The organism is Cytobacillus sp. NCCP-133 (assembly GCF_026011715.1).
GTDB lineage: Bacteria > Bacillota > Bacilli > Bacillales > Cytobacillaceae > Cytobacillus.
The window spans coordinates 67,300-80,989 of the sequence record NZ_BRVM01000005.1 but is presented as its reverse complement, the minus strand read 5'-3'; the positions used below and the strand labels follow the sequence as shown (position 1 = coordinate 80,989).

General features: G+C 40.5%; 12 protein-coding genes. 2 read left to right on the top strand and 10 right to left on the bottom strand.

The window, feature by feature from the left end:
• Positions 1 to 63 precede the first annotated feature (63 nt).
• The 6 genes from NCCP133_RS08430 to NCCP133_RS08405 all read right to left on the bottom strand — a co-directional run bounded on the left by NCCP133_RS08430 (position 64) and on the right by NCCP133_RS08405 (position 7,163).
• Positions 64 to 1,527, bottom strand: a complete 1,464-nt coding sequence (locus NCCP133_RS08430; protein WP_264804485.1) for an FAD-linked oxidase C-terminal domain-containing protein — start codon at positions 1,525 to 1,527, stop codon at positions 64 to 66.
• Positions 1,524 to 2,882, bottom strand: coding sequence for a (Fe-S)-binding protein (locus NCCP133_RS08425; RefSeq protein WP_264804484.1), 1,359 nt, complete (start codon positions 2,880 to 2,882; stop codon positions 1,524 to 1,526). Before NCCP133_RS08425 ends, NCCP133_RS08430 begins: the two co-directional genes overlap by 4 nt.
• Positions 2,883 to 4,208 (bottom strand): FAD-binding oxidoreductase, encoded by a 1,326-nt coding sequence (locus NCCP133_RS08420; RefSeq protein ID WP_442874249.1) that lies wholly within the window; start codon positions 4,206 to 4,208, stop codon positions 2,883 to 2,885.
• 64 nt (positions 4,209 to 4,272) lie between these two features.
• Positions 4,273 to 4,965: a FadR/GntR family transcriptional regulator gene (locus NCCP133_RS08415; RefSeq protein ID WP_264804482.1), complete on the bottom strand. Its 693-nt coding sequence runs from the start codon at positions 4,963 to 4,965 to the stop codon at positions 4,273 to 4,275.
• A gap of 230 nt (positions 4,966 to 5,195) precedes the next feature.
• Entirely contained in the window at positions 5,196 to 6,473 is a 1,278-nt protein-coding gene (locus NCCP133_RS08410; RefSeq protein WP_442874248.1) for a coiled-coil domain-containing protein, read from the bottom strand.
• A gap of 330 nt (positions 6,474 to 6,803) precedes the next feature.
• A complete protein-coding gene (locus NCCP133_RS08405) occupies positions 6,804 to 7,163 on the bottom strand; it encodes a DUF2294 domain-containing protein (protein ID WP_264804480.1) in 360 nt (119 codons plus the stop codon).
• A 266-nt stretch (positions 7,164 to 7,429) separates the two neighbouring features.
• Between NCCP133_RS08405 and fdhD the strand changes: the two genes are divergently transcribed.
• Together fdhD and NCCP133_RS08395 are read left to right on the top strand one after the other, a co-directional pair.
• Positions 7,430 to 8,233, top strand: a complete 804-nt coding sequence (gene fdhD, locus NCCP133_RS08400; RefSeq protein ID WP_264804479.1) for a formate dehydrogenase accessory sulfurtransferase FdhD — start codon at positions 7,430 to 7,432, stop codon at positions 8,231 to 8,233.
• Positions 8,234 to 8,245: 12 nt separating this feature from the next.
• Positions 8,246 to 8,380, top strand: a complete 135-nt coding sequence (locus NCCP133_RS08395) for a CBS domain-containing protein (RefSeq protein WP_264804478.1) — start codon at positions 8,246 to 8,248, stop codon at positions 8,378 to 8,380.
• Positions 8,381 to 8,573: 193 nt separating this feature from the next.
• Here the strand turns inward: NCCP133_RS08395 and NCCP133_RS08390 are convergent, their stop codons facing one another.
• From NCCP133_RS08390 to fdhF, 4 genes are all read right to left on the bottom strand, one after another.
• Positions 8,574 to 8,894: an 8-amino-7-oxononanoate synthase gene (locus NCCP133_RS08390; protein ID WP_264804477.1), complete on the bottom strand. Its 321-nt coding sequence runs from the start codon at positions 8,892 to 8,894 to the stop codon at positions 8,574 to 8,576.
• 13 nt (positions 8,895 to 8,907) lie between these two features.
• Entirely contained in the window at positions 8,908 to 9,813 is a 906-nt protein-coding gene (locus NCCP133_RS08385; RefSeq protein WP_264804476.1) for an HD-GYP domain-containing protein, read from the bottom strand.
• A gap of 248 nt (positions 9,814 to 10,061) precedes the next feature.
• Positions 10,062 to 10,628, bottom strand: coding sequence for a DUF1641 domain-containing protein (locus tag NCCP133_RS08380; RefSeq protein WP_264804475.1), 567 nt, complete (start codon positions 10,626 to 10,628; stop codon positions 10,062 to 10,064).
• The gene (fdhF, locus tag NCCP133_RS08375; protein ID WP_264804474.1) at positions 10,621 to 13,590 is read right to left on the bottom strand and encodes a formate dehydrogenase subunit alpha; all 2,970 of its coding nucleotides are present in this window, start codon (positions 13,588 to 13,590) and stop codon (positions 10,621 to 10,623) included. The genes NCCP133_RS08380 and fdhF overlap by 8 nt, the downstream gene beginning before the upstream one ends.
• Positions 13,591 to 13,690 lie beyond the last annotated feature (100 nt).

Below are 13,690 nucleotides of genomic sequence, written 5' to 3'. Positions count from 1 at the left end.
AGCTCAGATGGTAAAGCTTAGTTTTGCATTCCAAAAGCAACAAGCTCTACAAATCTAAAATGTTCACCCTATTTTTGCCTGAGCCTTTAACTCTTTCTTTATCTCGACACATCGTCCCGGAGATGGGAAGAGCTTCCCTGCATTAAGAAAATTATAAGGATTAAATACTTCACGGATATCAGTCTGCGCAGCAATCTCTTCTTCGGAGAAAACAAATCGCATTTCTTCCCGCTTTTCAATACCGACACCATGCTCTCCGGTAATCGTTCCCCCTACATCGGCACATACCTTCAGGCACTGGCTTCCAGCTTCCAACGCTTTTTTCGATTCTCCCGGTATTCTGGCATCAAACAGTACAAGCGGATGGAGGTTTCCATCGCCAGCATGAAAAATATTGGCAATCCTTAATCCAAATTCTTCACTAATCTGATTTATTTTGCTCAATACTTCCGGAAGCTTGCTTCGAGGAATCACTCCATCTTGCACCAGATAATCCGGGGAGATTGCTCCCATGGCACCAAAGCCGGTTTTTCGGTTCGCCCACCATCTTGCCCGCTCCTCTTCATTTTTCGCTGCACGTACCTCACGGACATTCCGTTTTCTGCAAACCTCAAGAATTTGATTGATTTGTTCATCAATCCCTGCAGCGATTCCATCTACTTCTATAAGCAGAACAGCTTCTATATCTTTTGGATGGCCCACCGGAAAGGCTGCTGCCTCTACCCCTTCAATTGCTGTCTTATCCATCATTTCAAGTGCAGCCGGCACAATCCCTGCAGAAATAATGTCTGATACTGCCTGGCTCCCGTCTTCAACACGATCAAAGTAAGCAAGTACTGTTTGCTTTCCTTCCGGATTTTTCAATATTCGGACTGTTATTTTCGTAACAATGCCCAATGTACCTTCCGAACCTGTAATTAGACCCAGCAAATCATACCCCGGCGCATCCGGAATGCCGTCCTTTCCAACTTCGACAATTTCACCATTTGGCATGACTACTTCAAGACCCAGTATATGGTTTGTGGTCACACCATATTTCAAGCAATGTGCACCGCCCGCATTTTCTGCCACATTCCCGCCTATTGTACAACAATATTGGCTTGAGGGGTCCGGGGCATAATAATAGCCTTTATCTGAAATCGAATTTGTCAGCATCAGGTTAACAAACCCGGGTTCCACGACAGCCCGGCGGTTTTCCAGATCAACACTGATGAGCTTTTTCATCCGCACCATACTGATAATAATTTCTCCATTCAGCGGAATTGCTCCACCGCTAAGTCCAGTTCCTGCTCCTCTTGCAAGAAAAGGGAGATTATTTTCTGAACAGTATTGAACAACCTCAGCAACTTCCTGTGTATTTTTTGGAAAGACAACCGCCTTAGGCAAATGCTTATGAATGGTAAATCCGTCACAGTCGTAGGCAACCAAATCTTCTTTAAGATAAAGAATGGAGCGGGCGCCGCCAACAATTTCAGCCAAGTTTACAATATGCTTATCAGTTGATTTAATCTGATTCTTCGCCTTCACTTTTCTCCCTCCTTAGTTTGGTCTTCCTTTTGATAAGCCCAATCAAGAAGCTGTACGGTATGAACAATTTTTTGGCTTCGCCCATATTTTTGGACCCCCATTGCCATTTGCAGCATACAGCCTGGATTGCCCATCGAAATCATTTCTACATCAGCCGGTACATTTTTCATTTTGCTTTCAAGGACGGCATTGGCCATCTCCGGATTTGTAATGTTATAAATCCCTGCACTGCCACAGCAGCGATCTGAATTCGGCATATGGATCATATCCACACCCGGGATATCCAATAATATGTCACGTGGCTGCTGGCGGATTCCCTGTCCATGAGCTAAATGGCAGGCATCATGGTAGGTAATTCTTTTATTAATCTCCGCCTTCGGTTTTTCATAGCCTGTATCGTGAAGATACTTTGAAATATCCTCTACTTTTTCAGAAAATTCCTCTGCTTTTGCGTGCATCTCTGGGTCTTCCTTGAATAATTCGGCATATTCCTTCATCATGCACCCGCATCCAGCTGCATTGACAATAATTTTATCGAAATTTTTGAATGCCTCCATGTTCTGCTTAGCCAATTTTCTTCCCATATCCCGGTCACCGGCATGAACATGAAGAGCACCGCAGCAAGTCTGATTTTGAGGAATGACAACATCATTTCCGTTACGTGTAAGGACACTTATAGTCGATTCGTTAATATCGCTGAACATGACATCCATTACACAGCCAGTTAACATGGCAACTTCCTGTTTTGTTTGCCCTTTTGCTTTGATTACTTTTACATCCTTATACTTCTTTTTAACCGGTTCTTTCACTTCCGGCATGATGGACTCCATATCCACCAGATGCTCAGGCATTACATTTAAAAGTTTCGTCTTTCTGACAACTGTTTGCATTCCGCTTTTTTGGTAAAATTTCAGTAGGCTTCCAAGTGTATTCAAACGACTTTGATGCGGAAAAAGATCACGCAGGAAAAACTTGCTGATTGCACCCTTTACCCCCGTTAATGGCATAGCTTGCCGAATCTGGCCTCGGGCTTCCTCAATCAAGCCGCCCACATCGACATCGGCAGGGCATGCAGTCGTACATGCGCGGCAATCCAAGCACTGAAATACCGGATCCATAAATTGTTCGTTCACCTGAAGCTTCCCTTCAGCAACTGATTTAATCAGATGGACCCTTCCCCTTGGAGAATGCTGCTCTTGACCTGTCTGCTCATAAGTCGGACATGATTCAAGGCACATGCCGCAGTGGACACAATCAGCCCACTTCTTTTCATCCGGCGGATCGCTCCATAAATAGTTGCCTAATCCTGAGGTACATGGCGGATCTTGCTTTAAATCGAGTTCCCGGACACTCACTTATATCCCTCCTACAAATCTTTTTGGGTTCAAAGTTTTCAGTGGATCAATTTTTGTCTTTATACCCTGGAGCAAAAAGAAATAGGAAGGGTTCTCTCCCCAGACGCTTATCTCTTTTCGCATTTCAAACGTCATATGCTTAACAATGGCGTATCCGCCAGTACTTTCAGCAATCTGTCTCACTTTGGCAGCGGCATCGGCGACATCTTCCGCAGCTCCCCTGATTGTTACCTGGCTCAATCCATGGCCAAGACCTCCATGCGATTCGATTGAAACATTTAATAGGTCTATTAGAAGTTCAGCTTCTTTCATTACATTTAGGATGGACATATTGACCGATCCAATTTTAAGGGAAGCTTCTGTTTCAGCCGGCAATTCTTTGGCTGCCGTATTAGGAATATGCTGGTAAAATTCGGACCAAAATGATTCTGACTCTTCTTTTGAATGTATCCTCAAATCTGCGTCAGCAGGGAGAATGTTTTTTATAAATTCTTCCTGATATCTAACAGAACTCTCGACATCTTCAAAAGTCAAGGCAAGTGTATAGGAATTTATGCCGGCAAGCTTATTTGCCAGTGCAGGATTTAATAGTTCCATCGTAACAGGTTCAATCATAGAATCTAAAATGTTCACTGCAAGGACTTTTATCTTCTCCATCTTTCCTTGCGGGAACGAAACGAGAACCAAACTTTCACATTTGGGCAGCGGCCTAAGTTTTAATGTAATTTCGGAAACAACCCCCAGTGTCCCCATAGATCCAATAAATAGCTTGTTCATATCATAGCCGGCGACATTTTTTACGACTTTTCCTCCAGATCGTATGACCTTTCCATCTGGGTAAACTGTCCTTAACCCAATAACGGCATCTCGGGCGGATCCATAGCCCAATCTTTTGGGTCCGCTTTCATTTGCGGCTATAATTCCGCCAATTGTTGCCATTTGGGGCCAAAATGGGTCAAGGGAAATTTTCTGATTATATTTTGCCAAATAATCCTGTATGTCGTTAAATGGTGTCCCCGCTTTTACGGTCACCGTCATATCTCCAGGCGTATGTTCCACAATTCCTTTATACCTTTCAAGAGATAGGAGGATACCCGACTTTTCCATTAATCCGCCAAATCCTCGCTTAGTTCCCCCGCCCGTAATATTGATGGTTAATTTATTTGAATTAGCATATTTTAGAACGGCTGAAATTTCTTCTTCCGTTTCTGGGTAAACCGTTACTTCGCCTGAGTTTCCATAGGGATTGAAAACTGCTTCATCCCTAAATATCTGCTCTTCATTGAGCAGCTTTTTTAATGCGCTCATCGATTCTGCTCCAATCAAAACAAACACCGCCTTTTGTTTTGTAATAACAAACAATGTTTCTTTATTTTTTCAAAAAAATACACTATTGTTCCTGTAGTATACTCATTTGCAAAAACTGCTCCACCAAATCCAGATGTTCAATCATGCTATAATGTGCCTGTTCCGGCTGCTTATTCCTAATAGATAAAAAGATATCCATATGCTGCTCTTCTATTTTTTTTGCTATTTCAGCCTGTGTCTGGATATATTGATGGAAATCCATCATAGATTTTTTCATTGTTTCTGAAATGAACTGGACAAATTGAATAAGTATATCATTTCCTGCAGCATGGGCAATCGCCATGTGGAATTGGTAATCCTCCTCCCATCCATGGATGGCTGCACCGGAAATCAGCTCTTTCATTTTGGCGAGATCCTTTTCTGAGCGATTTTTTGCCGCCATTTCAGCAAGTCCTGTTTCCACCATTTTTCTTGCCTGAAACAATTCCTGTATGTCTTTTATGCCTGGATGCAAGTGGTGGCTATTAAATAGTTTCGAGGAATCAAACCTGCAAATAAATGTTCCTTCTCCCTGTTTTATCTGGACGATCCCTTTCCCCTGTAAAGAAGTAAGTGCATCCCTGACAGCAGATCGCCCAACCCCGAACAATTCGCATAACTCCCTGACAGACGGAAGTTTATCCCCGGGCTCAAAGGAATCTTTTGAGATCATCTCTTCAATTTGCTCAGCAGCCAATTCTGAAATTTTCCGGTTAGATATCTTTTTCACATTCATCTTCATGCCTCCTTTCCATAAAGATATCACATATCTGATAAGTTGATTGTTAATTATTATTAAAGCATGATGAATTGCAATAATCAATAAAATATTTAGAATTTATTTAAGATTATAATTATTAAACAGCTTCATTTTTAATAAGCTGACTCCATATAGTGCATTAGACAGCAAAAAAACCTGACCATCATACTGTTCGTTTGTTGGTCAGGTTTTACGTTCTTATTCTTTTATTCTATTATTCGGACTACACGCCCGTTAAATACTGATTTCCAATAGCCGCTAGACATATTTGCAATGGCAACACCGGTAGAACTTTGTGAGCCGATAAACTTTCCGCCGCCAAGATAAATGCCGACATGTCCGTCCTTTTTATATGTATTAAAGAAAACAAGATCGCCCGGCTTCATCTGGCTTGCAGAAACCTGACGCCCAGCATATTTAAGTGAATCGGTACTTGCTCCTACTGTAATTCCTGCCTGGGCAAATGACCAATGAACAAACCCTGAGCAGTCAAATCGCCCATTTGCAATATCATAGGCATTTCTTCCGCCGCCAAACACATAAACGGAATTGCCAATATATTTATTGCCTGCAGTTGTAACAATGCTGACTGCACTGCTTCCATTTACAGTTTGTTTCGGTGCTGAACTGCTGGAGCTGCTTGATTTTGATTTATTTACAGAAGATTGATTATTCATAACAGCTGCCCCACCAGCTGAGGGAGTTGCATATGAAACTATAGAGGCCGCCATACTTTGTTCAATCTGAGCCAGCGCGGCTGCATATTCGCGATCTTCTTTTTGAAGCTTTGCCTTCTTTTCGGCAATCACATTTTCTTTTTCTTTCAACTGCTGAGTTAAAGAGCTATTCTGCTGCTTTTGCTCTTCCAAATTGGCCTGCATGCCTTTTAATTCGGTCATCATGCTGGTTAATTTGGCTAACTCTGCTTCTACTGCAGTCTTTTTATCTTCCATAGCTTGTTTATCACGTTCTTGTTCAGCCATTAATTCTTTGTCTGCCTGGACGAATGTAGTAACAGCCCCTACTCGGTCAACAAAATCACTGAAGCTGGTCGAACCAAGAAGAACATCTAAATAAGCAACTGTTCCACCGCTCTCCTGGAAAGACTGGGCACGTTGTTTTAAGATAGTACTTCTTTTTTCAATCCTTTCTTCAATGACAGCCATTTCAGCTTTTAATTGATCAACTTCATTTTGAGTATCCTCAATATTGGCTTGTGTCTCTTCTATTAATTTATTGTTATCTTTGATTGCTTTCTCCACTCTATGTATTTTTACATTTAGGTCTGCAATTTCTTTTAATACTGAAACAAGCTCTTGGTCGGCCTTAGCAAGCTGTGATTGTAAATCGGTTCGCTCCTGCTGGATTTCACTTTTCTGATTTTGCAGCTTATTAATAGACTCTGCGTATGCGCCAGGTATCGAAAATGCACTACCAAGCCCTAGCATAATAGTAGTATTTAAAACGAGCAGCCTCTTTTTCAATGTCATTACCTGCTTTCTTATATGTACTTGGCTATCAAAAGCCAATATGCTTAATATAGATCTATTGAACTATGTATATATTTTTTTAAAATGATTTTAAAAAGACGTAGTAAATTTGTCTATCCATGGAGGATTATACCACCCGTTTTTAACAGGCTTGTAATATTAATATTACAAAAGTATTTCAAACATGACATTAAACCACATTTTTCGCCAGTTGCATATGACATTTTTCCTGTATGTTCTTTTAATAAAAAAGGCTGAAATCTTGAGCCACAAGATTTCAGCCTTTTTTAACACTAACCGCTAAACGGATTTTCCGGTTAGTTGCTAATCATTAAATTTACTTTGAATATTCTGGTCAAATACGAAGACCGACATTCCAAAGTCACGTTCTATATCAATATCTACGAAGAGGTCTATCAACTTTGCCTGCAGAAATTCTTCCATTTCTGCCGGACGATTTTTCTTATACATTTCTTTAACCATTTCTGTTCGGGCCGCCCTAAGCATTTGCTTTCCTTCATCTGCACTGGCTATAAACTTTTCAACGGGGGAAAGATTGCCCTCCATTTCACAAATTGCCCAGTTTTTGCAAAAAGTCGTCCGAACCTGGCTTGGCCCTTTGCCCATATGCTTTTTTCTGAAAGAGCGCACTAAATTACTAAATTCAGCCTCATACTTATTCATCTTCCAACCCTCAAATACACATTTAATAGCTAAACAAAATTTAAAAAACTCGAAACCTATACTAGTATTGCTTTACTAAGTTAAGCAATAATCGGAATAATTGTCAAACAAAAAACCGGTGCCAGGTATCTAGACCAATCGGACAACAGGCCTAGGTACCTGGCACCACAAACCTCATTAACACTATGTCAGTATTAATTTCTTGCCTTAATAAATTTTTATGCTAATATCTTTCTTAGTTGAGCAGAATTTAGGAGGCGGCTTATATGGACAGCCAAATCAGCCAGAGCAGTAAAATTGTTAGGTTTCAAGATGGTGTTTTACAGGAAATAGTTGATGAGATTGTTTCGGAACACCCATTAACCATTCATCTTAATGGCGAAGAGTTCGCCACACTGGTTTGCAGCCCGGAAAACATCATGGAACTGACAATTGGTTTCCTTGCATCAGAAGGCTTTATCCGGAGATCAGACGAAATCAAAAACATTCAAATAGACGAAAGCAAAGGGTTTGCATATGTAGATTTATATATAAAGTCTGAAACACCCAGCCATGAGTTCCATTCCAAAAGGTTTATTGGTTCATGCTGTGGAAAGAGCAGGCAATTTTATTTTCATAATGATGCACGCACTGCGAAAACATCAACTTCTAAAACTACTTTGACTCCGCAGCAATGTATTTCATTTATGGAACAGCTGCAAAAAAGCAGTGTAACTTTCCAGGAAACTGGCGGAGTACATAATGCCGCATTATTTTCAGCAGATGAATTAATTGTTAGAAGAACTGATATCGGACGCCACAATGCACTAGATAAATTATTTGGCTATTGCATCGAAAAACACATACCAGTTAGGGATAAAGTCATTGCATTTAGCGGAAGAATTTCTTCAGAGGTTTTATTGAAAGCGGCAAAGATCGGGGTTGGCATCATCCTTTCAAAATCTGCACCTACTAATCTTGCCATTAAGCTGGCAAATGATCTTAATATTACAGCAGTAGGTTTCATTCGGGGAAACAGTTTCAATGTATATTCTCACCCGGAAAGAATTATATCGAAAAAAACAAGTTAGCATTGAGATATTTTGGAAAAGGTTCAAACTCGCCGCCTTCCCATCTTAGATGATGGCAAGCTTGTTGGAATTGTCTCTTTACGTGACCTTGACGTTCTTAACAGGACAGAATCTGTTGCAGGCGAGGTTAATGAAGATATCACATGATGGTCTTAGAGGAAACGGAAGGAAATAAATTAAGGAATTACGGATATAGGGGATACAGTAGAGAAAATGAATCGGCCTATATTTTTCCATTTCCGCATTAATATTAGAAGCGAAAAACCCAAGGTTAATCAGCAATTTAACGGAGTAAATAAGAATAGCAAGTTAAAGCTATTACACTTTAACTTGCTATAAATTAGAACATTGGATGTGGAGGGTCAATTCCTAAAACCGTTTCTCCATTAACAGTAAGCCAAATATAATAATGGTCAATTTCCGTTTTAAGAATTTTCTCAATTTTCGCGATTAGGTTTTCCTGCATTTCAAATGATAGTTTTGCAGTTTCTTCTCCTAATTCATATTTCTGCAAACCCATTAAATCTGCAATATATCTTGCTTCTTCATAGGAAACTTCTACATACTTATCATACTCTGATAAGTATGCAGCCTCTGATGATTTTACATTAATTACAAGTACTAACAGAAGGCTTAATAATAAGAATCCAACCTTTTTCATGTTCTCTCCCCTTTTAAAGTTTTATTAATCTATTTTTTATTTTTAAAAACGTATTTAAAATATGTGGATTGTACATTGTTCCACTGCATCTAATTAATTCCTCTATAGCTTTCTCAGCAGATCTTCTTTTCTGATAGACCCTATCAGTAGTCATTGCGTCAAAAGAATCTACAACAGAAATTATTGCTGCCTCAATTGATATATCTTCGCCTTTTAATCCCTTGGGATACCCTTTACCATCATATCTCTCATGATGCTGCTCTACTACTCTCCCAGCCTCTATTAAACTAGGAAGTCCTGTTTTCTCCAATATTTCTCTACCATATGTAGAATGGTTTTTCATAATTTCCCATTCTTCTAGTGTAAGCTTTCCCGGTTTCTGTAGAATTTCTAATGGCACTTTAATTTTACCTATATCATGTAAAAAAGAAGCAAGATTTAATCTTAAAATTTGCTTAGAATCTAAACCAAGAACATCGGCCATTATCATGGACATCTTAGTAATTCTATCGCAATGATCACTGGTGTAACCATCTTTCTCTTCAATAGAGACAACTAAATCTCTTAGTTCGTTTGTGACGCGGCTGTAATAGTGAAAGACAGGATGAGATGTAACATACAGAAACTCTGTTGAGCCTATAGATTTAAATATATGATGCTCATTAACTGGCCATCTATGAAAAGAATCCCCTGGCTTTAAAGTCTTTTCCCCTGTAGAGTCTTTTAAGAGTAATTCACCAGAAAGTAAATGAAGATATTCTAAAGCTTCTCCACCCTCTAATGGCTCCAATCCCCATCTAGTACCAGGATCCAATTTATGATATATAACCTCTGTTCCGTCCCCGGAAGCAAGTAAGGAAATTTGCAATCCCTTCATGTGGACTGTTTCAATGAAATTATCTTCATTTATAATGCCCACCTTATTACCCTCTTTCTAAAACTTTCTCTTCTGCAGTGTAGTCTATATGAATCTCTTAAGCCATTTGCTTCATTTTTGTCTATATTTTCATTCTAGTACATGATTTTCCAGATTTCCACAGAAATTTTGCTTATTCCGTGATTTTCTTCAAAAACTCGCCAAAAGCCACACCTATTACCCTTTAAATTTTACAAATAAAGGATTATAATGACCTAAAAACCAGAGGCTGTGCTCGCCTCTGGTTAATCTCACTCTCTTTTATTAGGGGAAACGTCTCTTTCATTTTTTTCCCTTTTATGAAGGTCTTGGTCTTCAGGAAGCTGTGTATTTCTTTCCATTCCGCTTGTGTCTTCTCCCATTCCTTTAAGAAAAGTAATCAGGAGTGTAACAGCTCTATTTACTTCAGGATCTTTCAGTACCCTGACCAAATCAAAATAACTCGTTCTATCTTCTGTTTCTTTATATTCCGCAACTCGGGCTATACCGGAATTTAATTTTAACAGCAGTGGCTCCAACTGCTGGACATTTATCGTACCAAGTGTTCCAACCATTAGAAGGAGGTTCTTAATCGTATTCGTCGCTTCCGGCTTATCTACTGCTTTAACCAGTACATTCATTACTTTATCTCCCTGCCCAAATAAGCCATTTAATAAATTGAGCACGCCTCGGTCATGCATATGGTTAACGATAGAGAGAAGTTCGAGAATAGATTCCTTATTGTCTATAAGGGCGTTCTCTACCTCTTCCAGGTCTTTCTTTCGTTTATCCTCCGCACTTAGCTCAAATCGTTTAATTTTATTAATCGCTTTAGCCATGCTGCTTCCGCTCCTTTTTAACCAGATCTCCAGGGAAGACATAATCCTTTCTGGCCCACTTTTTCTGAACATTTACCCCTATTTGCGGCTGAGGATTTCCATAGCGATGATTGATTTTTGGCAGTGGATTGGTTCCTTCCTCACTTAGAATTTCCATTTTCACCTTTGTTTCCTTGTATGCCGGAGTATCCGTATCCTTATCAGCATAGCTGCTTGTTAAGAGGTTAATAGCTGCTTCGCCTCTATCGTTCATCGGCAGGTAAACTTCCTTGCCTTTAACCCTGTCCGTAATATGGCATTTTACTTTTACATTTCCATAAGGAGAAGTCAGGCGCACAAGGGTACCATCCTTCAGTCCGCGTTCAGCCGCAAGATCAGGCGAGACTTCCAGGAAGACTTCAGGTGTTTTTGAGGTAATTCCTTTTGATTTGTAAGTCATATTGCCTTCATGGAAATGCTCCAGCAGGCGTCCATTATTGACATGAATATCATACTCTATCGGGAACTCAAGTGCAGGTGTCCAGTCAACAGGATAAAGCCTGGCTTTGCCATCCGGAAACGGGAAACCTTCTGTATACAATAGTGGACTGTCAGTTCCATCTTCTGCCACCGGCCATTGCAGACTCTTGTATCCTTCCAATCTTTCATAAGTTACACCAGAGTAAATTGGCATCAGCCTGGCTGCCTCTGCCATAATTTCACTTGGATGAGTATATATCCAGCCTGCACCAAGGCGGTTGGCCACTTCAATAATGATCTGCCAATCAGGCTTAGATTCTCCAACCGGATCAACTGCCTGGTATAATCGCTGAATTCGTCTTTCTGTATTTGTGAATGTACCTTCTTTTTCTAGACTTGGACTTGCCGGCAGAACGACATCTGCAAACTCGGCTGTACGAGATAAGAAAATGTCCTGGACTACAAAGAAATCCAGTTTTTCAAAAGCGGCTTGCACATAATTAATATTGGAATCAACAATTCCCATGTCCTCTCCTTTTAAGTACATGCCCTTGAGTTTTCCTTCATGAATGCCTTCGACCATTTCATGATTGTTCAATCCCACTTTCTCAGGCAGCTTTACTCCCCATGCCCTTTCAAACTTGTTTCTCACTTCAGGATCTGTCACTTTTTGATAGCCAGGCAGATTATCCGGGCTGCTTCCAAAGTCTCCTGCACCTTGTACATTATTGTGGCCCCGTAAAGGATAGGCACCCGCACCTGGTTTAGCATAGTTTCCAGTTACCAGAAGCAAGTTTGAGATAGCCGTACTCGTATCACTGCCGCCAAGGTGCTGGGTAACGCCCATCGCCCATAGGGCACATACAGTATTTGCTTGATAGATCATTTCTGCAATTTTAATTAAACTTTCCTTTGAAATGCCAGTTATTTTTTCTGCATACTCCATCGTATATTTCTCAAGGTTCGTGACAAACTCGTCTAAGCCATTCACTTTTTCTTTTATAAATTTCTCGTCTGCCCACCCCTTGTCGATGATATATTTTGTCACAGCAGAAAGCCATACCATATCGGTGCCGGCACGCGGTCGAACAAATAGGTCTGAACGTTCGGCCATTTCATGTTCCCTCAAATCCGCCACGATGACCTTTTGGCCATTTAGCTTCTGCGAACGTTTGATCCGTGTTGATAATACGGGATGTGATTCAGATGTATTTGAACCGATAATAAGGACTAATTCAGAGTTTTTAACATCTTCAATGGACCCGGCATCCCCGCCATGACCGACAGTGCGGAACAATCCTGCCGTCGCAGGTGTCTGGCAATATCTTGAGCAGTTGTCGACATTATTTGTTCCAATGACTGCTCTGCCCAATTTCTGCATTAGATAAGATTCCTCATTAGTACATTTTGAAGAAGTGATAAAGCTTAGGGCATCAGGCCCATGACTTTGTTTAATTTCAGTGAATTTTCGCGCAATCAGATCCAACGCTTCCTCCCACTCAGCTTCACGGAAAGATTCCCCTTCTCTGATTAACGGCTTGGTTAAGCGCTCCTCACTGTTTACAAAGTCCCAGCCAAATTTCCCTTTTACACAGGTGGAAATTCCATTGGCAGGCGCTTCTGCCTGGGGCTCAACCTTAAGGATTTCCCTGCCCTTTGTCCAGACATCAAAACTGCATCCAACACCGCAATAAGTACACACCGTTTTCGTTTTTTTAATTTTTTCCTCACGCATTGCTGCTTCCATATCAGAAATGGCCAGGATAGATCCATAGCCTGTTTCCACATTTTTGGTAATTTCAATCATTGGGCGAAGTGTATCTTTCGCTATCCCTGTAAGAAAGCCAGCTTCTCCTTCCATCCCTTTCTCCATCATTGCGTTACACGGACAAACAGTAGAACAATGGCCGCATGAAACACATGATGATTCATTAATAGGAACATCATTATCCCATATAACTCTTGGCCGCCCGCGTTCCCAGTCAATTGATAGAGTCTCTGTCACCTGAACATCCTGGCAAGCCTCTACACACCGGCCACACAGAATACATTGATCAGGGTCGTATCTGTAAAAAGGGTGTGATTCATCCTTTTCATATGGCTTTTGATCAAATGGGGTGCTTTGATGATTGATTTTCATGGCTTTAACTGTGTTATGTACTTCACATCCCCCATTATTATAATCACAGACTGTACAATACAGCTCATGGTTATAAAGAATTTTGTCCATGGCAATCGTCTGCGCTTCTTTCACATCAGAGTCTAGAGTATCAATAACATCCCCATCTTTAATTTTTGTAGAACAGGATCGCACCAGTTCACCGTTTACAGAAACAATGCATGTGTCACATGTTTCAATCGCACCCAGACTCGGATGGTAACACACCTGAGGGATCTCAATTGAACTGTCATTTAATAATTGCAGTACGGTTTGGCCCGCATTTGCTTTCATTTCTACTCCATTTATTTTTATGTTCAGAGGACCTGGCAACTCAATCAACATCCTTTCAATATTTCAGTTTCATAAGTTTTGACTACCCGTGTATAAGAAAGTTAAACGTTTAGTATATGATATTGGCCAATTTAGCTCCTCATTCTTTAAA

Coding starts and splice junctions, on each gene's coding strand:
- NCCP133_RS08415 (WP_264804482.1), bottom strand. CDS start 4,965: ATGAATGTGAAAAAGATATCTAACCGGAAAATTTCAGAATTGGCTGCT.
- NCCP133_RS08405 (WP_264804480.1), bottom strand. CDS start 7,163: ATGAATAAGTATGAGGCTGAATTTAGTAATTTAGTGCGCTCTTTCAGA.
- fdhD (WP_264804479.1), top strand. CDS start 7,430: ATGGACAGCCAAATCAGCCAGAGCAGTAAAATTGTTAGGTTTCAAGAT.
- NCCP133_RS08390 (WP_264804477.1), bottom strand. CDS start 8,894: ATGAAAAAGGTTGGATTCTTATTATTAAGCCTTCTGTTAGTACTTGTA.
- NCCP133_RS08380 (WP_264804475.1), bottom strand. CDS start 10,628: ATGGCTAAAGCGATTAATAAAATTAAACGATTTGAGCTAAGTGCGGAG.
- fdhF (WP_264804474.1), bottom strand. CDS start 13,590: ATGTTGATTGAGTTGCCAGGTCCTCTGAACATAAAAATAAATGGAGTA.